The organism is Spirosoma sp. KCTC 42546 (assembly GCF_006965485.1).
In the GTDB taxonomy this organism is placed as follows: domain Bacteria; phylum Bacteroidota; class Bacteroidia; order Cytophagales; family Spirosomataceae; genus Spirosoma.
The window spans coordinates 1,211,960-1,234,266 of the sequence record NZ_CP041360.1; the positions used below are offsets into that span (position 1 = coordinate 1,211,960).

14 protein-coding genes are annotated in these 22,307 nt (G+C 48.1%); 6 read left to right on the forward strand and 8 right to left on the reverse strand.

What is annotated here, in order from left to right; all coding sequences use genetic code 11:
* Positions 1–170 precede the first annotated feature (170 nt).
* The 4 genes from EXU85_RS04870 to EXU85_RS04885 all read right to left on the reverse strand — a co-directional run bounded on the left by EXU85_RS04870 (position 171) and on the right by EXU85_RS04885 (position 8,298).
* Positions 171–2,546 carry an ABC transporter permease gene (locus tag EXU85_RS04870; protein WP_142770990.1) on the reverse strand — a complete coding sequence of 792 codons (2,376 nt, stop codon included), beginning with the start codon at positions 2,544–2,546 and terminating at the stop codon, positions 171–173.
* Positions 2,547–2,657: 111 nt separating this feature from the next.
* The gene (locus EXU85_RS04875) at positions 2,658–5,045 is read right to left on the reverse strand and encodes an ABC transporter permease (RefSeq protein ID WP_142770991.1); all 2,388 of its coding nucleotides are present in this window, start codon (positions 5,043–5,045) and stop codon (positions 2,658–2,660) included.
* Between the two features lie 86 nt (positions 5,046–5,131).
* On the reverse strand, positions 5,132–7,516 hold the full coding sequence (locus EXU85_RS04880) for an ABC transporter permease (protein ID WP_142770992.1): 2,385 nt from the start codon (positions 7,514–7,516) through the stop codon (positions 5,132–5,134).
* A 104-nt stretch (positions 7,517–7,620) separates the two neighbouring features.
* The gene (locus EXU85_RS04885; protein ID WP_111343606.1) at positions 7,621–8,298 is read right to left on the reverse strand and encodes an ABC transporter ATP-binding protein; all 678 of its coding nucleotides are present in this window, start codon (positions 8,296–8,298) and stop codon (positions 7,621–7,623) included.
* Between the two features lie 90 nt (positions 8,299–8,388).
* Here EXU85_RS04885 and EXU85_RS04890 point away from each other — a divergent pair, with 90 nt between their 5' ends.
* Positions 8,389–8,751 carry a four helix bundle protein gene (locus tag EXU85_RS04890; RefSeq protein WP_142770993.1) on the forward strand — a complete coding sequence of 121 codons (363 nt, stop codon included), beginning with the start codon at positions 8,389–8,391 and terminating at the stop codon, positions 8,749–8,751.
* 79 nt (positions 8,752–8,830) lie between these two features.
* Here the strand turns inward: EXU85_RS04890 and EXU85_RS04895 are convergent, their stop codons facing one another.
* Together EXU85_RS04895 and EXU85_RS04900 are read right to left on the reverse strand one after the other, a co-directional pair.
* Positions 8,831–10,078 carry an efflux RND transporter periplasmic adaptor subunit gene (locus EXU85_RS04895; RefSeq protein WP_142770994.1) on the reverse strand — a complete coding sequence of 416 codons (1,248 nt, stop codon included), beginning with the start codon at positions 10,076–10,078 and terminating at the stop codon, positions 8,831–8,833.
* 311 nt (positions 10,079–10,389) lie between these two features.
* A complete protein-coding gene (locus EXU85_RS04900) occupies positions 10,390–12,147 on the reverse strand; it encodes a glycosyltransferase family 39 protein (RefSeq protein WP_246859433.1) in 1,758 nt (585 codons plus the stop codon).
* A 200-nt stretch (positions 12,148–12,347) separates the two neighbouring features.
* On the opposite strand from EXU85_RS04900, the gene EXU85_RS04905 reads away from it, so the two are divergent.
* Complete coding sequence (locus tag EXU85_RS04905) at positions 12,348–13,736, forward strand: sigma-54 dependent transcriptional regulator (protein WP_142770996.1); 1,389 nt, start codon at positions 12,348–12,350, stop codon at positions 13,734–13,736.
* A gap of 9 nt (positions 13,737–13,745) precedes the next feature.
* Here the strand turns inward: EXU85_RS04905 and EXU85_RS35600 are convergent, their stop codons facing one another.
* Together EXU85_RS35600 and EXU85_RS04915 are read right to left on the reverse strand one after the other, a co-directional pair.
* Positions 13,746–14,225, reverse strand: a complete 480-nt coding sequence (locus EXU85_RS35600; RefSeq protein WP_210422440.1) for a hypothetical protein — start codon at positions 14,223–14,225, stop codon at positions 13,746–13,748.
* 74 nt (positions 14,226–14,299) lie between these two features.
* Positions 14,300–15,043, reverse strand: coding sequence for a 1-acyl-sn-glycerol-3-phosphate acyltransferase (locus tag EXU85_RS04915; protein WP_142770997.1), 744 nt, complete (start codon positions 15,041–15,043; stop codon positions 14,300–14,302).
* 190 nt (positions 15,044–15,233) lie between these two features.
* Between EXU85_RS04915 and EXU85_RS04920 the strand changes: the two genes are divergently transcribed.
* The 4 genes from EXU85_RS04920 to EXU85_RS04935 all read left to right on the forward strand — a co-directional run bounded on the left by EXU85_RS04920 (position 15,234) and on the right by EXU85_RS04935 (position 22,289).
* Entirely contained in the window at positions 15,234–16,181 is a 948-nt protein-coding gene (locus tag EXU85_RS04920; protein WP_142770998.1) for an acyl-ACP desaturase, read from the forward strand.
* Between the two features lies 1 nt (position 16,182).
* A complete protein-coding gene (locus tag EXU85_RS04925; RefSeq protein ID WP_142770999.1) occupies positions 16,183–17,544 on the forward strand; it encodes a PAS domain-containing sensor histidine kinase in 1,362 nt (453 codons plus the stop codon).
* An 89-nt stretch (positions 17,545–17,633) separates the two neighbouring features.
* Complete coding sequence (locus EXU85_RS04930) at positions 17,634–19,007, forward strand: neutral/alkaline non-lysosomal ceramidase N-terminal domain-containing protein (RefSeq protein ID WP_142771000.1); 1,374 nt, start codon at positions 17,634–17,636, stop codon at positions 19,005–19,007.
* A 489-nt stretch (positions 19,008–19,496) separates the two neighbouring features.
* Positions 19,497–22,289: a TrlF family AAA-like ATPase gene (locus tag EXU85_RS04935; RefSeq protein WP_142771001.1), complete on the forward strand. Its 2,793-nt coding sequence runs from the start codon at positions 19,497–19,499 to the stop codon at positions 22,287–22,289.
* The last annotated feature ends 18 nt before the right edge of the window (positions 22,290–22,307 follow it).

Consider the following 22,307-nt stretch of genomic DNA (forward strand, 5'->3'; position numbering starts at 1 on the left):
TTTATTTAGGCGGTTATTTAATACAAATCAAATTAGCCCGTGTTTTATTTCAAATTTCAAAGCAAACCGGGCTAAAGCCCGTAGGTACGTAAAATGGCTTGCTCGCTGAAGGCGCTAGGCCACCAGCGAGCAGAGAAAAGCAAAAGCTACTTCATCCCGTTTAAGATCATTTATTCACTTTTTAAACTCGTTACCGGATTCACCATAGCCGCTTTAATGCTCTGATAACTGACGGTTAAAAAGGCAATGGTGATGGCTAATACTCCTGCCACCGCAAAAATCCACCACGCCAAATCGGTTTGATACGCGAACGTGCCGAGCCATTTGCTGACCGCCCACCAGGCCAGCGGAGAGGCCAGGATAATAGCAATCAGGACAAGCTTCAAAAAATCGGTCGAGAGTAGGCCAATGATGTTTGGTATGCTGGCCCCCAGTACTTTTCGAACCCCAATTTCCTTAGTACGCTGCTCGGCGGTGAAGGCAGCCAGCGCAAACAAGCCCAGGCACGAAATCAGAATGGCAAGTATCCCGAAGTAATTGACGAGCGTATTCACCTGCTGCTCACTGCGGTACATTTTCTCGTATTCTTCATCCATGAAATGGTACGTGAAGGGGTAGTTTGGATTGAACTCCTTCGACAACTGCTCCAGATCGGCAATGGCCTGCTGAGTTTGTCCAGGGCGGGTTTTTACCAGTAAGTAACTCGTATTGGCTGAGTTGAAAACCAGAATGAGTGGGCTGATGGCCTGATGGAGTGAGTTCAGATGGAAATCTTTCATGAGCCCGATAATCTGACCTTTACCCATCCAGAATTCCACTTCTTTACCAACCGGATCTTTCATGCCCATCAGTTTAGCCGCGCTTTCATTGATAAGATACCGGGCCGAGTCAGCCGGACTATCCATCCGGAAATCACGCCCTGCCACCAGTTTGATATTCATGGTTCGGGTGAAGTCGCTCCCTACGGCCATCACGGAAACACTCGTGCCCAGGTTAGGATCTTTACCCGGCCATTTTAAATCGCCGGATGTGCTCTGAATATTGACCGGTAACGACATGGTTGTTGTGGCCGACGCAATGGAAGGCTTCCGCATCACTTCCTGCCGAAAGACGTCTACTTTTTTGGGTTGGGCAATCTCTCCTTCCAGCGGTACATACACCACATCCTCCCGGTCGAGACCGAGATTTTTGGTGCGCAGGTAGTTCATCTGCTTGCCTACCACCAGCATGCCCACAATCAGGAAAATCGAGAGCGAAAACTGAAACACCACCAAGGTTCGCCGGAACAAAGCAGGGCCTGAACCGAATTGCAGGCGACCTTTCAGGATTTTAATCGGTTGAAGCGAGGATAGGAACAAGGCCGGATAGCTGCCCGACAAGAAACCAGTAACCAGCACCAAAACCAGAATGATAGCCCACAGCATTGGCTCAGCCAGGTTGAGCATTAATTGTTTCCCGAATACCTCATTGAAGGTGGGCAGTACAGACCAAACCAGTCCTAAAGCCAGTACAACAGCCACCAGACTCGTCAACACCGATTCGCTCAAAAACTGACCAATCAACGATGAACGTAGTGCCCCAACCACTTTCCGGACGCCAACTTCCTTGGCCCGATTCGCTGAACGAGCCGTGGCCAGGTTCATAAAATTGATACAGGCAATCAGCAGGATAAACAGTGCGACGATGGAGAATATTCGTACGTATTCGATGCGTCCGCCAACGCTTTTTCCATTTTTGTATTCAGCATACAGATGCAGGTCGGTAATGGGTTGTAGTGTTGGTAAGCCCGTCTCGAAGTTTTTACCCGCAAAGCGCGGATAAATGTGTTTCATGGCGGCCTCAGCCTGCGCTACGGTTGTATTCGGCTTTAGGCGGACATACGTATAGAAGCCATTATTTCCCCAGGTTTTCATCCAGTCCTGCTCTTGTACTTTCCAGTTTACGAGCCAGTCGAATTGCAGGCTGGAGTTGTTGGGTAAGTCTTCAATAACGGCCCCAACCACGTAGAATTTGTCGTTGTCGAGTTGTATGGTTTTGCCCATAGCTAACCCGGCCGGAAAATATTTTTCCGCTATTTTTCGGGTAATGACAATCTGGTTCGTTTGGGCCAGCGCAGTTTTTGGGTTGCCGTAAATGGCGGGTAGGTCGAATACGCCAAAGAAGTCATCGGTAGCATAATGCCCTTTTTCTTTAGCTGCTTTTTCGCCTGTTGTCTGATTGCCAACGGGTTTGATCAACAACTCAGGGCCGTAGTTGATTTTGGTGACAGCAGCTACTGCCGGTACATCTTTCGCAATGGCCTCCTGCAACGGGCCGGGCGTAACGGAGTTGGTGACTAGCTCGCCATTGTAAGGAAAGTTGACCCGAACGTACATAATGCGCTCGGCATCGGGCAGAAACCGGTCGTAGCTTAGTTCATCTTTTACCCATAAGCCAATTAGTAAACTGCACGCCATGCCCAGCGCTAAGCCAAGCACATTGATACTTGAATAGAGTTTGTTCTTCAGCAAACTCCGAACCGCGATTTTGAGATAGTTTCGTAACATAGGAAAAGGAGGAGTAAAAGGAGGAGGAAGGGGAGTAGAGGGAGAAAGGAGGAATAACGCTCATATCGTTTTTTCTTCTCTTCCCCCTCCTCCCTTTCCTCCTTCCTCCCCTCATTCAGTTTTTAAGCTTTTTACCGGATTCATTAACGCTGCTTTTATACTCTGGTAGCTTACGGTTAGGAAAGCAATCAGCAGAGCTAGTGCACCTGCCAGACCGAAAATCCACCAGCTCAGTTCGGTTTGGTAGGCGAACGTGCCCAGCCATTTGTTGACCGCCCACCACGCTAGGGGCGATGCGAGCACCAAGGCAATCAACACTAGTCGCAGGAAGTCGGTCGATAGCAGGGTAACAATACTGGCGACCGATGCACCTAAGACTTTCCGAACGCCAATTTCTTTCGTTCGCTGCTCAGCTGTAAAGGCGGCCAATGCAAATAAGCCCAGACACGAAATCAGGATAGCCAATATGCCGAAATAATTGACAAGTGTGCTGATTTGCTGTTCGGCCTTGTACAGTTTCTCGAAGGCTTCGTCCAAGAAATGATAGGTGAACGGGTAGGTCGGATTGAACTGTTTGCTAACCTGCTCCAGATCGGCAATGGCCTGTTGGGTTTTGCCAGCCTGCGTTTTCACAAGCAGGTATCTTGTATTTTCTGGATAGAAAACCACGACTAAGGGTGTAATCGCCTGGTGCAGTGAGCTTAAATGGAAATCCTTCATCAGACCCACTATCTGCCCTTTACCCCGCCAAAACGTAATTTCTTTACCAACTGGGGCTTTTAGCCCCATTAGTTTAGCGGCTGTTTCGTTGATCAGGTAATTCGAGGAGTCGGCTAAACTGCCTGCTCGAAAATCTCGTCCACCGAGCAGTTTGATATTCGTTGTTCGAATAAAATCGCTCCCTACCGACATGGCCGATACACTAACCAGACGCTTGGGGTCTTTGCCGGGCCAACTCAAATCCGTTGAATTACTTCGCACATCGATGGGTAGCCGATTCGTCAAGGTTGCCGAGGCCACAGATGGATTGCGTAAAATCGCCTGCCGATAGGGTTCCATTGTTTGTGGCTGGGCCAGCGCTCCTTCCAACGGTATATACACCACATTTTCCCGGTCGAGGCCGAGGTTTTTAGTGCGGAGATAATTCATCTGCTTACCCACCACCAGCATGCCCACAATCAGGAAAATCGAGAGCGAAAACTGAAACACCACCAACGTCCGCCGGAACAAAGCAGGGCCAGCACCAAACTGCAACCGTGACGACGGACCGCTACCTTTCAGGATTTTAATGGGTTGTAGCGCCGACAGAAACAGCGCTGGATAGCTCCCCGATAAAAAGCCGGTTATCAGCACCAGGCCAGCAATGATAAACCAAAGAGTTGAGTTGGTTAGGTCAAGTGTCAACTGCCTTTCAAACAGCGCATTGAATGTTGGTAAGATGGCGGAGACAAAACTCAGTGCCAGCACTACGGCTAATAGACTCGTGAGGATCGACTCGCTTAGAAACTGCCCAATCAGCGACGAACGTCCTGCACCAACTACTTTCCGAACCCCCACTTCCTTTGCCCGAACCGACGAACGTGCCGTAGCTAAGTTCATGAAATTGATGCAGGCAATCAGCAGAATAAACAGCGCGACGATGGAGAATATCCGGACGTACTCAATCTGACCGCCAACCACTTTCCCGTTTTTATACTCCGAATAGAGGTGCATGTCTGCCATGGGATGCAGAATGGGAGCCTCGTGATTATTGAACTTGGCGTAGCGTGGGAAAATGCCTTTCAGAAGTGCCTCGGTTTGAGCCACGGTTATGCCAGACTTCAGGCGTGCGTAGATGAGCACGGAGTTTGTGCCCCACTCATTCATCCATGCCTCCTCATAGTTCTTGAAGTTGGTCAGCCAGTCGAATTGAAGCGTCGAGTTGCTGGGTAAATTTTCAAGGACAGCCCCAACGGTGTAGTTTTTCTGGTTGTCGAGCTGGAGCGTTTTGCCCAGGGCAACTTCGTTTGGAAAATACTTCTCGGCCAGTCGGCGCGAGATAATGATCTGGTTAAGCTGGCCTAACGCGACTTTGGGATTGCCATAAAGTGCAGGCAAGTCAAATACATCAAAGAAATCGGACGACGCATATTCTCCCTGTTCTTTCGCCGATTTCTCGGTGCTGGAACCATTAACTGCTTTTACCAGAATTGGCCCACTATCATTGAGTTTGGTTATGGCTGCTATACCCGGTACATCGCGTGAAATGGCCTCTTTCAGCGGGCCGGGTGTATACATAGCCGTTTCGACCGGGCCACCGTTGAACGCATAATTGACCCGTACGTTATAAATGTTTTCAACGCCGGGCAGGAAACGATCATAACTCAGTTCATCGTGTACCCACAACCCGACGAGTAACGCACACGCCATGCCCAGCGCCAGACCAAAGACGTTGATTGACGAATAGAATTTGTTCTTCAACAAACTCCGAATAGCGATTTTGGCGTAGTTGGTTAGCATAGGAGGGAGGAGGGGGAGTAAAGGGAAGAGAGGGAAGAGAGGGGAAATAACGCTCATGTTGTTTTTTCCTTTCCTCCTTCCTCCCCTTATTCAGTTTTTAAACTTGTTACCGGATTCATTAACGCGGCTTTAATGCTTTGGTAACTTACGGTTAGTAGGGCAATGCCTACTGCCAATAATCCGGCCAGGACAAACATCCACCATTCCATATCAATTTTGTAGGCAAAATCCTGTAGCCATTGACTCATCAGCCACCAGGCAACGGGTGTGGCAACCAATATGCCGATCAGAACTAACTTCAGAAAATCTGTTGAGAGTAGTGTGATAATGCCAGCAATGGATGCGCCTAGAACTTTTCGCACCCCAATTTCTTTGGTGCGCTGCTCGGCCGTGAAGGCAGCTAAGCCAAATAGACCCAGACAGCATACGATAATAGCGACTCCAGCAAAGAAACTAAATAACTGGCCGGTGCGCTGCTCGGTGCGGTACATCCGGTTATAGGTTTCATCCAGAAAAGTGTATTCAAATACATTGTCGGGAGAGTCTTTTTTCCAGAGCCGTTCGGCAGCCGCAATGGCCTGAGGTGCCTGTTGACCTGTTGTTTTGACGTGCATGATGCCATTGTCGCCTGGAATGCTGAACAGCAACATGGGCTGGATTTGGGAGCGGATCGATGCCGTCGTAAAATCTTTTACAACACCAATAATATGACCTTCTGTCTGGTGAAACTTGAAGCGCTTGCCAATCGGATTGGTGATGCCTGCCTGCTTTACCGCTGTTTCGTTCAGGATGAAACTTGTTGAGTCGGCTTTAGTGCCCGTAAAATTTTTGCCCAGACTTAGTTTGATGCCATAGGCTGGAATGAAATCGTGGCTGATACCGAGCTGATTAACAATGAATGAGCGATCTGGTGCTTTGCCATCCCAATCGGTATCGCCGGTGCTGCCACCACCACCAACCAGTCCTCCAGTAGCCGTAACTACAGCACGGATGCTACTCTCTTTTTCGAGTTCGCGTTTGTATTGCTGAGCCTTGTTACCCGCATAAAACACGAAGGTATGTTCCTTGTTAAAGCCCGGATCTCGTTCCCGTATATAGCGCAACTGTTCGCCAATGACCAGCGTGCCTACGATGAGGCCAGTTGCCAGCGCAAATTGGGTAACGACGAGTACTTTGCGTAATCCTGCCTGCCCTGTTTGGGCACCTCGTCCGCGCAACGAACGAAGTGGATTAAAGGACGACATCATGATGGCCGGATACAACCCCGCCAAGCCTACCGTAAGTGTCAATGTGCCAATCAGCAAGCCCCATACTTCGGGGTTAAGCAACGAGAAACCGAGCGTTTTTCCTGTCAGATCGAGGTAATACGGCATCATCAGTTGGATCAACACGATAGCGGCCAGCAACGCAATGCCCATCGTCAGTAACGATTCAACGAGCAACTGAACTAACAACTGCTGCGATTCGGCCCCGATCACTTTCCGGACACCTACTTCGCGCGCGCGCTTGGTTGCCCGGGCGGTGGTCAGATTGATGTAATTGATACAGCCAATACTCAGCAACAGCAAGGCAATTAACCCCAGCATCCGAACCTGCTGCATGCCGGTATCCTTGCCGTTAGGTTCGTAAAAGTGGGTTTTCGTAAATGCCTGAAGCTGGTAATCAGATGAGGAGTCGCCCGGTTTGGTATTACGGGCTATAGCCTGAAGCGCGATTAATTTTTTGCCGATGGCGGTAGGCTCAATTGTGGGGCTCAGTTTCAGGAATGTCTGAAAATAGTAATTGCCCCAGTCATCGTCCAGGCGCTTCCAGTCACCATTCCCACCGAAAGTCCGTTTTTTCAGACTCATCGGAAAGAATACCTTGGCTCGAATCGATGAGTTGTCGGGCATATTGGCCAATACGGCGCTCACCGTAAAGACCCGGTTACTATCCAGAACCGTTAGCTTTTTTCCAACGGCTTCTGGCGTACCAAAGAATTTTTCCGCCATTTCCTCGGTCATAACTACCGAGTTTGGCGATGGGAACGGTTTTGTAACGTCTCCGCTCCGTACGGCAAAACCCGTAAACAGATTCAGGAAATTTTCGTCAACGTAAGCCAGATCATCGTACTGCTCCGAAAACGTTTTGACCCGCGCGCGCTCGTTAACCCGAAATGTACGAAAGTCGTAGAGGGTTGCTACGCGAACAACTTGTTCAACGCCAGGAACTTTGTTGGCGGCTGCTACGGCAATCGGAGCGGGCGTGCCCGACCAGAAGTTTTCGTCGGCACCTTTCCCAAAATGAGCATTGACCCGATAAATCCGGTCCGCATCAGCATGGAATCGGTCGAAGCTCAGTTCGTCTTTCACCCACCAGAACAGCAATACGCTCACCGCCAGCACAACCGCCAGACCACCGATGTTTAAAACGGAATAGCCGCCACCTGAACGGATGTTTCGCCAGGCTATTTTGAGATAGTTACTGAACATGGTTGAGGAAGGAGGAGAGGGAGAAAAGGGACGAAGGGGAGGAAAGGGCGAAAATAAGCTTTTGTTGTTTTTCCTCTCCTCCTTCCTCCCTTTCCTCCCTGATTTTACACGTGGAAGTTCTCCGTTACTACTTTACCATCGAATAGGTTCACAATACGGTGCGCGAAACCAGCATCGTAGGGTGAGTGAGTTACCATGATGATGGTAGTGCCTTCGTCGTTTAGTTCGCCGAGGAGTTTCATGACTTCCTCGCCGTTTTTCGAATCGAGGTTACCGGTCGGTTCATCGGCCAGGATCAGCTTTGGTTTGGCAACAACCGCCCGGGCAATGGCCGTCCGTTGCTGCTGACCACCCGACAGTTGCTGTGGGAAGTGATTCCGACGGTGCATGATGCTCATCCGCTCCAGGGCTTCCTCTACGCGCTTTTTACGCTCATCGGGCGGAGTTTTCAGATACAGCAAAGGCAGCTCGACGTTTTCATAAACGGTTAGTTCGTCGATCAGGTTAAAGCTCTGGAATACGAATCCGATAGAGCCTTTACGCAGTTGTGCCCGTTGACGCTCAGTCATTTTGGCCACTTCGGTGCCGTAGAAATTATATTGCCCGTCGCTGGGATTATCGAGCAGGCCCAGTATGTTGAGCAGTGTCGACTTACCACAGCCCGATGGGCCCATGATAGCTACAAATTCCCCGTCTTTCACATCCATATTGATGCCATTGAGAGCGGTGGTTTCTACTTCTTCGGTTGCGAAGAGTTTCTGAAGGTCAATTGTTTGGATCATTGTTGTAGGGGAGAAAAGGGAGGAAGGCAGGAAAGGAGGAAAGAAATTTCTACTTTGTCTCCCAAACCACCGTTTATTACCTCATATTTTATGGCTAAAATTGAAAAATTCGAAGATATGATTGTTTGGCAGGAAGGACTTGCTCAGGCTGTAAATGTGTATAAATTATTAGCTAATTGCACCGACTACAGCTTAAGGGATCAAATGAGACGTTGTTCTGTATCAGTTCCCTCAAATATTGCAGAAGGCTATGAGCGCCATACAAATAAAGAGTTTGTGCGTTATTTGCGCATAGCAAAGGGGTCTAATGGTGAACTCCGAACACAAATCCACTTGGCTGTTGCAGTCGATATCATTGATGCTGAAACTGGACAAATGCTTCTGGGTAAAAGCCGGCTTATCTCTTCCATGCTTCAAAACTTGATTAAAGTTAGATTGGAAAAATTTACATGATGGAAAAAGGAGGAAAGGAATAAAGGACCATACTGTTTTTTAGTCCTTTCCTCCCCTTCGTCCCTCTCCTCCTTCCTCCCTAAAATTCCAACACTTCGTTATCACCAAAATTTTCGTAAGAACTCGTAATAACTTGCTCGCCGGGTTCCAGTCCGGTCAGGACTTCGTAGAACTCAGGGTTTTTGCGGCCAAGTGTGATCGGACGTTTCACAGCGCGTTTGCCTGATTTATCCACTACGTATACCCAGTTACCGCCGGTGTCGGAGAAGAAACCACCTACGGGCAGCAGCGTCGCTTTGGCGGCCTTACCTAACTCCAACTGAATCGGCGATGACTGACCCCGCTTGATCCCTTCGGGCGTTCCCTTCGGAAAGATCATGTCCACTTCAAACCGACCACTTTTTACTTCAGGATAGACCCGGCTGATTTCCAGATCGTGCATTTTTCCGTTGAATTCAAAAGAGCCTTTCAGTCCTGAAAACACCCGGCTGATGTAGTGTTCATCGATACCGACGCGCATTTTGAAACCATTCAGGTCATCAATCTGGCCGATGTTCTGGCCCCGGTTGATGTTTGAGCCAACTTCCACATCAATGCTGGACAACTGACCCGAAACGGGGGCTTTAACAACCAGGTTATCCAGTGTCTGTTGCCAAAGAGCCACATTTTTCTGTGTACGTTGCAAGGTGCCTTCCAATTGTTTGATCTGGAACTTTGCATTCTCCTCCTGGTACTTCTGGGTTTCGATCTCAATGGTACGCTGACCAGTTAGCCGTTCATAAGCGCGTTTGGCTTTCAGATAATCTTCTTCCGAAACGACTTTGTCCTTGTACAGCTTAGCCTGCCGATCGTAGGAGTCCTTTGCCTGATCGATCTGAGCATCGAGGTCGGCTAACGTTTTTCGGAGGGTAAAGCGCTCTACCTGAAGGCGTTGGCGGGTGGTTTGTAGGTCGTTGACAAGTCGGTTAGCTTCGGTTTCTGACTGGAGGAAGCTTAGTTTCAGGCTCTGGTTTTCGAGTTTCAGGAGTACTTCTCCTTTCTTAACCATGTTACCCCCTTCAATTAGTTTCTGCGTTACATAACCCCCTTCAATAGCATCGAGCCGGATCGTTTTCAGCGGTTGTACAACACCGGTTACGGCAATAAAATCTTCGAAAGGCCCCGTTGATACAGCGGAGACGGTTATTTTATCTTTTTCAACGTTCAACTTCGACCGACGGTCGGCAAAGAAGAGGGTGTAAGCTAATAAGCCTAGAACCACCGCACCGCCCCCGAAGATAGCTAGGCGTTGGACAGTCCAAAATCGTTTAGGTAAGACGCGATCCATTTAAGTTAAAGAGTGAATGAGGGAAAGTGTGAAAGACCGGGCTGGCGTTCCAGCGAATACCGGCCCGGACCTCATTCGTTATAATGACCTGTGCCAATGTCATGCCAGTTGAGGCCTGTTGCTGATTATCAAGTATTTAATCGGCTGGTATTGTAAAGTGCTGTCCGCTTTCGGACGCAATTTGTCCGCTTTTGAGGTTTGGCGTAATGGTGGAGTACGTGTAGTAGGTGAAATGGGCGGAGTGAGTGAATGGAGTATAGTAGATGTAGTAGAACTTACTGCACTTACTTTCACCTACTTCACTCACTCCACTACTTCCCCTTTTTCACCACGACGAGTACATAAGGCAGCAGCGTTTGCGAGCGGGTTGCCGGATTGAGGAAATCATACGTCAACTGGCTGACGTGGAAATACGGGAAGATGGCCAGCCGATGAACACTAAAGCCGTGCGTCGTGAGCGAATCAACATATTCTGCGGTTGTAAACACCGTTTTTGGCCCCGATTGTACCAGTGTTCTCAATGTAGAATCGGTACGTGCGTACACCGTAGGCCCTTTTGCGTAAAATTCATACGACCAAAAACTGCCCCCACCCACGCCCGTTCCGGGTTCATACAATATCGTCGGGCGGTTGGCTAGGGCTGGTTGTGTATTGGCATAGTCGGCCGTTGCCATGCCCGCCTGATAGCGCAAAAAAGTTGGGTACAAAAACAGATTCAGCGAACCCGCTACAACAAACATCACGCCCACCATTCGGCCCATCAGCGACAGCATATCGTTCTGCCGAAAAAGTACGAACAGGAGAACCGTAAGCGTCAATAGCCAGCCCAGTGCTGTGCCCAGTCCAGCGGGTTGGACGAGCCATAAAAGAGCAGCCATGACCATAATTAGCAGGAAGCCGATAATCGATTGTGCAATTGTCCATTTGCGTAGGTTAATGGCTTGAATATCCGCTAAAAACTGTGCTGTCAGCACTGCGTAGAATGGGAAAACGATATTCAGGTAGTGCGGTAATTGAAAGCCGGAGAATGAAAACAAAAGGAACGTAGCCAACCCGGAACCAAGCGACATGTATTCGGGCTGGAACGCTGGCCCAATCCAGCGCTTAACCAAATCGATCAGTCGCTTGCCGATGCTTACATAGAGAGGTAACGACCAGGGGATAAAGGCCCAAAGCAGCGTGTGCACGAAGAAAAACTTGTCGCCTTCGCCTTTGATTGGCCCTGTGTTGAAGAAGCGCCCGAACTGGCTGTCCCAAAAGAAAAATCGAATTCCCGAGACACCCGTTTGCCCAAAGATCACCTTCTCTGGATGTAGGTCAAATTGCTGGTATAGGCAATAGATTTCAGGAATTGTGAAAGCGAAGGATAGTACAATAGCTACATACCAGCGTAGTTTGAGAAGCTCCCGCCAATGGCCGGTCAACAACCAGTGTAGCACTAAACCAGCCCCAATTGGAATAAGCACAAAAACGCCCTTGGTCATGAGCGCACAGCCTGTCAGGAAGGAGCCAATTAGCAGATGTACCCAATTTTTAGATATGCCATTTCTTGAAGAAATGGCATATCCGTCACCTAGAAAAACCCGGTAAAAATGATAAACTGGGCCAATAATGAGTGGCATCAAATAAGGTTCGGCCCGTACATCGCTATTGGACAGAACGCCGTGAAATGCCGTGAGCAGTACCAGAGAAGCTACCTGAGCGGTTAGTTTTGAATAGGTCAGCCTGGTGAAGTGATACGTATACGCCACGCTGCCTAAGAAAAACAGCAAGGCTGGAAACTTATAGGCAAACGTATTGATACCGAAAATTCGGTAACTTAGTGCAATGACCCAGAATGGGAAATGAGGCTTATCGAGCCAATCGGTATCAACGGCGTAGAGGTTTACAAAATCGCCGGTTTGCGCCATTTGTTTGGCAATACAGGCATACAAGGCACCGTCGAGCTCCATTACGGGTGGAAACAGGCCGGTCGCATTCAGAAATACGCCAACGGCCACGAGGGCATAAAACCAGCGGTCGGTAAGAGGAGAAGGAGTGTCAGTCATTAGGTGGTCATTGGGTGTCATGGGTCGTCAGGTATTGCCACTAACTTGTTGTGCACTGGTCGACAACAACGAATGACCACCCAATGACAACAATGACCATCTAATGACAATAAATGACCGTTCAACGACTTTTATTGGGTCAAAGTACGTAAGAAAACCGTAATTCGTTGTTGAATCGAGCGTAGCGTGCAACAAATCGTCTAACTCGTTATCTTTAGTGTATGCAAGATGCAAAACTCTTACTCGTCGACGATGATCCCGACGTACTGCTGGCAGCCCGGTTGCTGCTCAAGCGTCACGTTGCTTCGGTAGATATCGAAAAGAATCCTGAAAAACTGCCGTTCCTGCTTAACAATAATCGATACGATGCCATTGTGCTGGATATGAATTTTCAGCGCGATGTGAGTAGCGGCCGTGAGGGCTTTGCCTGGCTCGACCGTATTTTAGACATTGATCCCAAGGCGCGAGTCGTATTGTTTACTGCCTATGGCGATGTTGAAATGGCCGTACGGGCTATTAAAGCGGGGGCCGTTGACTTCGTCCTGAAACCCTGGCAGAATGACAAATTCCTGGAAACCATTCGCGGGGCCATCAGTAAAGCGGGTGGGAGCCAGCAGGCAGAGGATGCCGGTAAGGCAGACAGTTCATCATCGCCCACCAAGAAAGCAACCAAACAAACGAATATCATTGGGTCTGCCATGCGGCCCGTTCTGGATACCGTAGAACAAGTAGCCCCAACGGATGCCAATGTATTGATTCTGGGCGAAAATGGTACGGGTAAAGACCTGGTTGCGCGTGCTATTCATGACCAGTCGCACCGGCGCGATAAGCCCTTTGTCAGCGTTGATGTAGGCGCTTTAACCGAAAGCTTATTTGAGAGTGAAGTATTTGGCCACGTAAAAGGCGCCTTTACCGATGCCCGCGACGACCGGGCTGGTCGGTTTGAAGAAGCGAACGGCGGTACGATTTTCCTGGATGAAATTGGTAACCTCAGTCCTGCTCAACAGGCTCGTTTACTGACGGTTCTGCAACAGCGGCAGGTAACCCGTGTTGGCTCGAATAAAGCCCGTCCCATTGATGTGCGGCTCATTTGCGCCACCAACGCCGACTTAAACGAGCGGGTGGCCGAACGAGCGTTCCGGCAGGATTTGCTGTATAGAATCAATACGATTGAATTGCATCTGCCCGCCTTGCGTGAGCGTCCGTCTGATATTGGGCCACTGGCCGAGCATTTCCTGAAAAAATACGCGAAGCAATATAACCGCTCAATTTCGGGCCTGAGTCCCGCTTTATTGGCTGAAATGAAACAGTATCGGTGGCCGGGCAATGTTCGGGAGTTGCAGCACGCTGTTGAACGGGCTGTTATTCTGTCTCGGCCTGATGTGCCGGGAGCCACTCAAGGGACTTTGTTGGAACCGACGAATTTTATCTTCAAAAACGGGTCGGCGTCGGTATCGCCTGTGAACGAAACATTGCAACTGGAAGACATGGAGCGGCAATTGATTCAACAGGCTATGCAAAAGCATCGGGGCAGCATTACCGATGTTGCCAGAGAGCTGGGCTTATCAAGGCAGGCGTTGTATAGAAGACTGGAGAAATTTGGGTTGTAATTTTGCTGTCTATTTAATACGATCTAGCAGAAGAGTCAAGATTTGCTGTTGAGTTTGGGATACTTGCTCAAATTTTTGATTCACCTGTAAGAAGCCTTCTCTCATTTCTGTTCGTAGATCATCGATTTGATTTTGCTGTTGGTCGAAGCGTTGATCCATCTGGATTTGTTGTTGTTCAAATCGTTGGTCAATTTGAATTTGCTGTTGATCAAACCGTTCATCAATCCGTACAAATCGATGGTCGACTTGATCAAATCGTTCGTCGACCCGCACAAATCGACGGTCAACTTGCTCAAAGCGTTGACGCATTTCAATGGTCAAATCAGCGACTCCTCGAGCCGCTATTTGGGCATTAGCATCTGCACGAGTAGCTATTACGAGAATCTGCCCATTTGATTCGATCAAACGGTCAGTTTTCTGAGCTACATCAGCTAATACAGGTTCAATTTGATCGAGTCCGGTCCGGCGTTCCGGTTTATCAGGGGGCATTCGACAATCCGTTTTTGTAAATAAACGAATATTCTTTTAATACTTACAAAAAGGGGGGCAAATTCTATTCAAATTTAAATGTGGCCTAACTCGCTGGCGATGGCTGCACGAGATTGCTGAACAACCTCATCGGGTGTTCGCCCGGCAGGTTCTATTCCGGGAAGTACTTGCCACGACATTTTTGAAAACGAGGTGAGTGGGAACAAGCCTTTGGGATTGAAATGTCCCGTTCCCCGAATGGCAATGGGTACCACAAGCGCATTGGGTGCTCGTTTTAACAATGTTGCTACACCACCTGTTACAAAAGGACGCATCTCACCGGTTGCAGATCGTGTTCGTGTGCCTTCCGGGAAAATCATTGCCGATAAATTGTGCTGCTGAATGAGTTTACCTAATCGGGCAATCTCGACAATGGCCTGTTTGGGGTCTTTACGGTCAATGAGGGCAGCTCCGCTTTTCCGTAGGTTATACGACACTCCCGGTATGCCATGCGCCAGTTCGACTTTAGACACAAAGGTGGGTGTATGCCGACGCAGAAACCAGATAATGGGCGAAATATCGAACATACTCTGGTGGTTCGCCACGAAAATAATTGGCCGGTCGGTGGGCAGGTTGGGTTGCTGATGAAAACGAATGGTGCTGCCTGTTAAGTACCAGCCGTAAGCGATACTCGCGTTCATCCAGTCAACGGTTTTTTTGTGGGCAGGTCGGCCAAATAAATTAAAGGCAACGACCTGAGCCACATGGAAAATACATAATACGAACCCAAAATAAAGCAGGTAAACGCAGCTTAAGAGGTAATCAAGAAGTTTTTTCATACAGGCGACACGTGTCAGCGCAGCAACTTGTTTACCCCAAAATTAAGCATGAGTCGCGTATAGTCGGGAAGAAAAACGAATGTGAACCTAAAACATCGACTCTTTTAGCCGAACTTTGTAGTTATAAGGTAAATTGAACCGTTTCGTTGTTACTTGTTATATGATTTTATCTGGCACACGTTTGGATGTTATGCGATTCGTCGGCGAAAAAATCGACGCTTCTGTTGATGAATTTCTTAAACCTATCGAGACCAATTGGCAACCGTCCGATTTGCTGCCCGATTCGACTAAAGAGTCATTTCTGGACGATATAAAACTGCTTCGCGAAAGCACCCGCGAGCTTTCATACGATTACGTAGCGGTACTGGTTGGCGATACCATTACCGAAGAAGCCCTGCCCACCTATGAATCATGGCTGATGGATATGGAAGGGATTGAGCAGGGGAATCCGGCCGGTTGGACGCGCTGGATTCGGAGCTGGACGGCCGAAGAAAACCGCCACGGCGACTTACTCAACAAATTCCTCTACCTATCGGGACGAGTCAACATGCGGGCGATGGAAGTATCTACGCAGTACCTCATTGCCGATGGGTTCGACATTGGAACGGGTAAAGATCCGTACCGGAACTTCATTTACACCTCGTTTCAGGAATTGGCGACCAACGTATCGCACCGCCGGACGGCCACGCTGGCTAAACAGGCCGGCTGCAACCAGTTGTCGAAAATTTGCGGAGTAATCGCTTCCGACGAAATGCGCCACGCCAAAGCCTACAAAGACTTTGTCCGGCAGATTTTCGAGGTCGATCCTTCCGAAATGATGCTGGCGTTTGAGGATATGATGCGGAAGAAGATTGTGATGCCCGCTCACTTCCTGCGTGAGTCGGGGGTGAAAATTGGCCAGACATTCAGCCATTTTTCGGATGCGGCTCAGCGTCTGGGCGTTTATACGACCTACGACTATATCGAGATTGCCGAATCCCTGCTGGTCGACTGGAAGATCGATACAATTACTGATCTGAACGATGCCGGTCAGCGCGCCCGCGATTATGTGATGGCCTTGCCTGGTCGGTTGCGTCGGATAGCGGAACGGACTAAAGTGCCTACGCTGGAGTACCCGTTTAGCTGGATTTCGGCTTAGTATGAACCGATTCGTTCTTGGCATAGGTTGGCGCATCCTCGGCATTGTTGTCCTGACTAGTGCCATAACGTACTTTCGGTTACAGGAAGTAAATGGCTTAATGCTGTTTCCATTAGCCATTTTACATATAGTTCTAACGGTCAATCTGTATCGCTACGTCACCAGCCTGAATCGTAAACTGACCCGGTTTCTGGAATCGGTTCGTTATTCGGATTTTGCCGTATCGTTTCGGGCCGATAACAATCTGGGGCCTTCCTTTTACGAACTGAATGACCAGTTCAACGAAGTGTTGGATGCGTTCCGGCAGGCGCGGGCCGAGAAAGAAGCTAACCTGCATTATGTCAACACGATTGTTCAGCACGTCAGCGTTGGCCTGCTGACATTCGATGTTGCCGGGCAGGTGGAGTTAGTGAACCAGTCGGCGTTGCGGTTGCTGGGTATTTACCGGCTGCGGACGCTCAACGACCTGAACGCAACAAACCCTGAATTGAGCGAATTGCTGATGTCGGCCAAATCATCGCCCACGCCGGTTTCGTATCAGACCGGTACCGATGGGGAGCTATCGGTACGTTGTACGGCCGTACGGCTGCGGGGGCGGCTGGTAACGGTGGTGTCGCTGCAAAACATCCGCTCGGAGCTGCAACAGCGGGAACTCGATGCCTGGCAAAACCTGACGAAGGTGCTCCGGCATGAGATCATGAACTCCATCACCCCAATTGTTTCTCTGGCGGGTACGATGCGCGATATTGTCGAGACCGATTTGTTGCCCTTTGCCTTACCAAGTGACAATGAGTTCAACGCTATACCCTCTGTCGTCGGTGAATCCATCAATGACCTGCGCGATGCCCTGACAACCATCGAGCAACGGGGCGCGGGTATCATGCAATTTGTTGACGCCTACCGGAATTTCACCACCATTCCACAGCCGATTTTTGCCGATGTGCCCGTTGAGCCGCTGTTGCGAACGGTTGTGCAGTTGGCTCAGGCGAATGCCCCCCAGTGTCAGATTGCCTGCACGGTTGGGTCACCCAATCTGGCCATTCGTGCCGATGCCTCCCAAATTGAAATGGTGCTCCTGAACTTAGTAAAAAACGCAGTCGAGAGCGTCGAAAAAGGGATTACGCCTGTAATTGGCATTCACGCGGAAGCGCTAGGGCCGCACGTAGTTATTCGCGTGACTGACAACGGACCGGGTATTGAACCGGAAGCATTAGAGCAGATTTTTATCCCCTTCTACACGACCAAGAAAACCGGCTCCGGCATTGGCCTGAGTTTATCCCGCCAAATCATGCAGCTCCACAACGGCCAACTCACCGCCGATTCCCACCCCGGCGCAGGCAGCACGTTTAACCTGATATTCTGATAATTTTCGTTATTCTGGCAGAAATGTAAAGCGCGACATTCATGATGTTTACGTTTACTTTACGCCTTACTTCCTAAACGATAAAATGTATGAAAAAAGGACTAAACCTGAGGATAGCGCTATTACTTCTGCTTCTGATCAACGCGCTGAATGTGGTTGTTGCCCAATCAACTCCACCGGCTTCGCTTTCGGTGGGGGCGGCCAAAGTAGACATAACCCCTGCCCTGAACGACCTGAAAAAACCGTATTTCGGTATCAACGACAACATCTACTCCCGGGCGGTTGTCGTCAACAATGGCAACACGACTGTGGCGCTCGTTTCGGTGGATATTGGGGGCATCAACGACGAAATGGCCGATCGTATCCTGGCTAAAATTACGGCCACATCAGGCATTCCTACCCGAAACATACTGATAACCGCCACGCACACCCATAGTGTGCCGTTTGGGATCAGTGGAGAGGCCTTTGAGTCGAAGATTGCCAGCGCTGTCAAACAGGCGAAAGACAAGCTACAGCCCGCCCGTGTCGGCTACGGCGAAGGGGTATCCTACATCAACGTGAACCGCAATATCATCGACCCCGACACCCGCCGGTGGTGGGAAGGCCCGAATTACGATGGCCCATCCGACAAAACCGTGGCTGTGGTCACCTTCGAATCGCTGGCCGGTAAACCCATTGCCATCTATTACAACTATGCCATGCACGGGGTTATTTCCGGCATGTTCGATCAGGTGAGCGGGGATGTGCCGGGAGCGGCTTCGCGCTATCTGGAAAACAACTTCGACGATGAAGCCGTGGCCCTCTGGTCGACCGGTGCCTGTGGTGATCAGAACCCCATTTACTATCAGCAAACCTACGATTTGCGCGAAATCCGCGTTAAAGAGTACGCCAAACGGGGCATCGACATCAGCAACAAAATGCCTCCCGGTGGCGAAGGACTGGATCGGAAAGACCCGAAGGTGATCAAATTGATGGAGCAGCAAAAGCAGATGCTGCTGTCGATGGGGCAACTGTTGGGCGAGGAGGTGCTTCACGTGATGCGAAACACCAAACGGAAGGTAAGCAACCCGATTATTCAGGCCGATCAACGCATTATCACCTGCCCCGGACGCAAACGGCTGGATGAGGGCCGCGCGGGTTATGCCGGTACGTATGCCGATGCCGACTCGATTCCCCTCCGGCTGGGGTTAATCCGATTGGGCGACATTGCCTTTACGGCTGTCAATGGTGAAGTATTTAACCCTATTTCCACCCGTCTGAAAAAAGAATCGCCCTTTGCCAACACCCTGATGACTACGCTGACCAATGGTTATGCCCGCTCGGGTTATATTCCCCACGATGCCGCGTTTGGTACCTACACCTTCGAAGTGGTTTCGTCGCGACTCAAACCGGGTTTTGCCGAAAACGCAATTGTCAATGGCCTGCTCGACATGATGTACGCCAGCCTTCAGCTAAAGCCGTAATGGGGTGGGTTAGGGATTGAGGGGTATACAATGTAGACTTAATTTCGGTGGCTTCTGTCGTGCTAGCGTTGCAGTTTGTGGTGGGAGATATGTAGGCGTAAGAATTGAGGGGTTAAGTGCAGACGGTTTCCAAATGTTGGCCAGTGCCGTAAAGATTTTCTTTCAGCCGATGGATTGTACTGTATTCAATGCGTATAGACATTTGCTAGCTAGGCAAAAGTAAAACAATGCTGATAATTGAATTGACTTATCTAACGGGTGAAGAGTAACTGTTGTTTAAATTGCTCAAATAGGGTGGCTGGCTGGCACATGAAGTAGGAGCAGAATAGGTAGCGAATGGAATGTGTTGGCATTGACGAGTTCTTGTGAATAGCCTTATGCCAATATATTATGTATGTTTGCCTGATTGCAGATTACGTAATTATGAAGTAGACAAAAGTAGCTACTGTACGTAAATAGTATTTGCAAACTCACATCTCTATCTACCCAATGAACCCTATCCACAAAGGAGCAGATTATCGTAAAGCAGACTTACAATTACATTCTCCACGGGATCGAAATTGGGAAGGAGTTCATCCCGAACAGAAACTAAGCAATGCATCATTAGAGGATATAAAAGCAGTACGTCGGAAATGGGCTAGTGAGTTTATCGATAATTGCTTAGAAAAAGGAGTACAAGTTGCCGCCCTTACTGATCATCATGAGGGAGTATACTGTTGGCATGTTATTGAAGAATTGAAATTCAGAAACGCTAGTTTTTCTGAAGATATCGATCTTTGGTTTATGCCTGGTATGGAATTGACTTGTAAAGATTCTGCTCAAGCATTAATTCTTTTCGATGCGGATATTACCAAGCCACTATTTGAAAAAGCACGAAATTTATTGCGTTTGCCAACCGAGTGTTATGATGATCAGCTTCAAGGTATTGAGGTAACTCTACTCGATTTTAATATAGATGAAATTCAAGGCGTGCTGGAGCATGACTCTGAATTACGTGACCGGTTTATAATTCTTCCAAATGTTACACCCGGAGGACATAAAACGGTACTTCGGACGGGTTTTCATAAACGTTTTAAGGAACTACCATACGTAGGAGGTTATTTAGATAAAGTATATCCCTCTGACTTGAAAGATGGTGATCAGCGAATTCTGGATGGCCAGATACCTGCTTGGACAAGCGAAAAGCGAGGGATAATTAGCACTTCAGATGCAAGAAGCTCTGACTTTTCAGCCTTGGGCACTTTTGCGACTTGGGTTAAGCTTGCTGAACCTACGGCTGAGTCATTAAGGCAAGCTATGTTAGCTGCTGATTCACGAATACTATATGAAAGCCCCAATAGGCCAACTCTCTTGGTCAAATCTATTTCTGTTTCAGGGGCTGAATTTTTATCATTACCTGAACCATTAAGTTTTAGCCATCAATTCACTTCTATAATTGGTGGACGGGGGTCTGGTAAATCTACGTTACTAGAATTTATTCGTTTTGCAGTCGGTCAATCTGCGCTTGACGTTGGAGATTCTAAATGGGATCCTACGCATGACCGTCGAAAAAATATATTAAAGTACGCGCTTAATGAATCTGAAGGAGTGGTGGAAGTTTTGATTGAGAAGGATGGGGCTATAATAGAACTTATCCGATCAAGGTCAACGCAAGACAGAATTATAATGCGCGTTCAAAATCTTGAACAAGCTATCAGTCCATCAGATGCGAGAAAATTATTTCCAATTCAAGCATATAGTCAAGGGGAGCTGTCGCATTTAGGAGATGAGAAGGCTGAAAAACGACTTTTTGACCTTATTACTGAACCGCAGAGAGAAGCTCTTAACCAGGTAGAAAAAAACAGACTTAACGTAGCAAGTGAACTGCGTGAACACTTAGAGCAGGCAATAAAAAATTGGCAATACGAAAAGGAGTACCGGAAACTTAATGCGCAACTCATCACTTTAAAGGCTGGTCTGGACAATACTATGGTGAAACTTCAGGCAATTCCATCAGAAACGCAGGGAGTAATGGAACGCTATAATATTGAAATACAGACAACTAGATGGCTTGAGCAGATAATACAGGAGCACCAACAATCCTATGATTTATTATTTGGAGCATTCCAAAACCACTTGAAGTTAACAGAAGAACGCCTTGTTGCGGGTAAAATTCCAACAGCGAAAGTTGCTCAAGATCTTTCTATTTTATTATTGCATCAAATGGAAACTGCTAACGATGCATTACGCCAATTAGTGACAGAAAATCAACAGTATGAGCAGCAGCAAACAGAATTAATCATCAACTGGAATAAAGGACAAGTAGACAGTAAGAGCCAATATGAGTTAGCGATGAGCCAATTATCTCAGCATAAGGTTGAACTGGATCAACTTAAAAGGCTTGAGCGAGAGATTAATGAAGCACAACGAAGCGTAGATGATTTAGAACAAAAAATACAACATACTAAAGGAGCTTATATTTTACTCACCGAGAAAAGTGGTCAGTATATGGCTCTTCAACGTGAACTGCAACGTTTAGCACGAAAAGGAATAAGTGTCCTTGCCGAACTTACCGATAATTTAGCTCGTGCAGAATTATCAGAGAAGGCTGATCTTGCAGAATTAGAGCAGGCTATTAAAGATCTCTTTGCAAGTAGTGGAGTTCGTGCGGATCGGCTAGATAAATTACTTGATCATGTTGCTACGAAGGATCCTATTGTAGGATGGTGGGATTTAATGAAGGAAGTTTTCTTTATACTCAAATGGAATACAACTGGCCTTCGAGAGACTGAAAAAAGACCAACTCTAGACTTATTAGATAATATTATCGATCCTGGTGGACTTGAAAAATTCTGTGAACGCTTAGATATAGAACGGGTAAGTCGAGCGATTACTGCAATAGTGAGACCTCGTGTACGGCTATTACAAAAAAGAGGGATAAATGAAATTGAATTTAGCCGTGCATCTCAAGGTGAAAAAGCAACAATACTTTTAAACGTCTTGATGCGTCAAGAGGGCGGGCCTCTTTTACTTGATCAGCCAGAAGAAGATCTGGATAATCGTATTATAGGTGATATTGTATCAGCAACAAGACAAGCTAAAATTAAAAAACAGTTACTTTTTGCTACTCACAATGCTAATCTGGTAGTAAATGGTGACGCAGAATTAGTGATAGATTTAACTGCCGGTAGTATAAGTCAAATTGGAGCTATAGATGTAGAGTCGCTTCGTGTTTCAATTACTGACACGATGGAAGGGGGAAAGGATGCATTTGAACTTCGAAGAAAGAAATACAATTTTTAATACTAGAGATTATGTGAA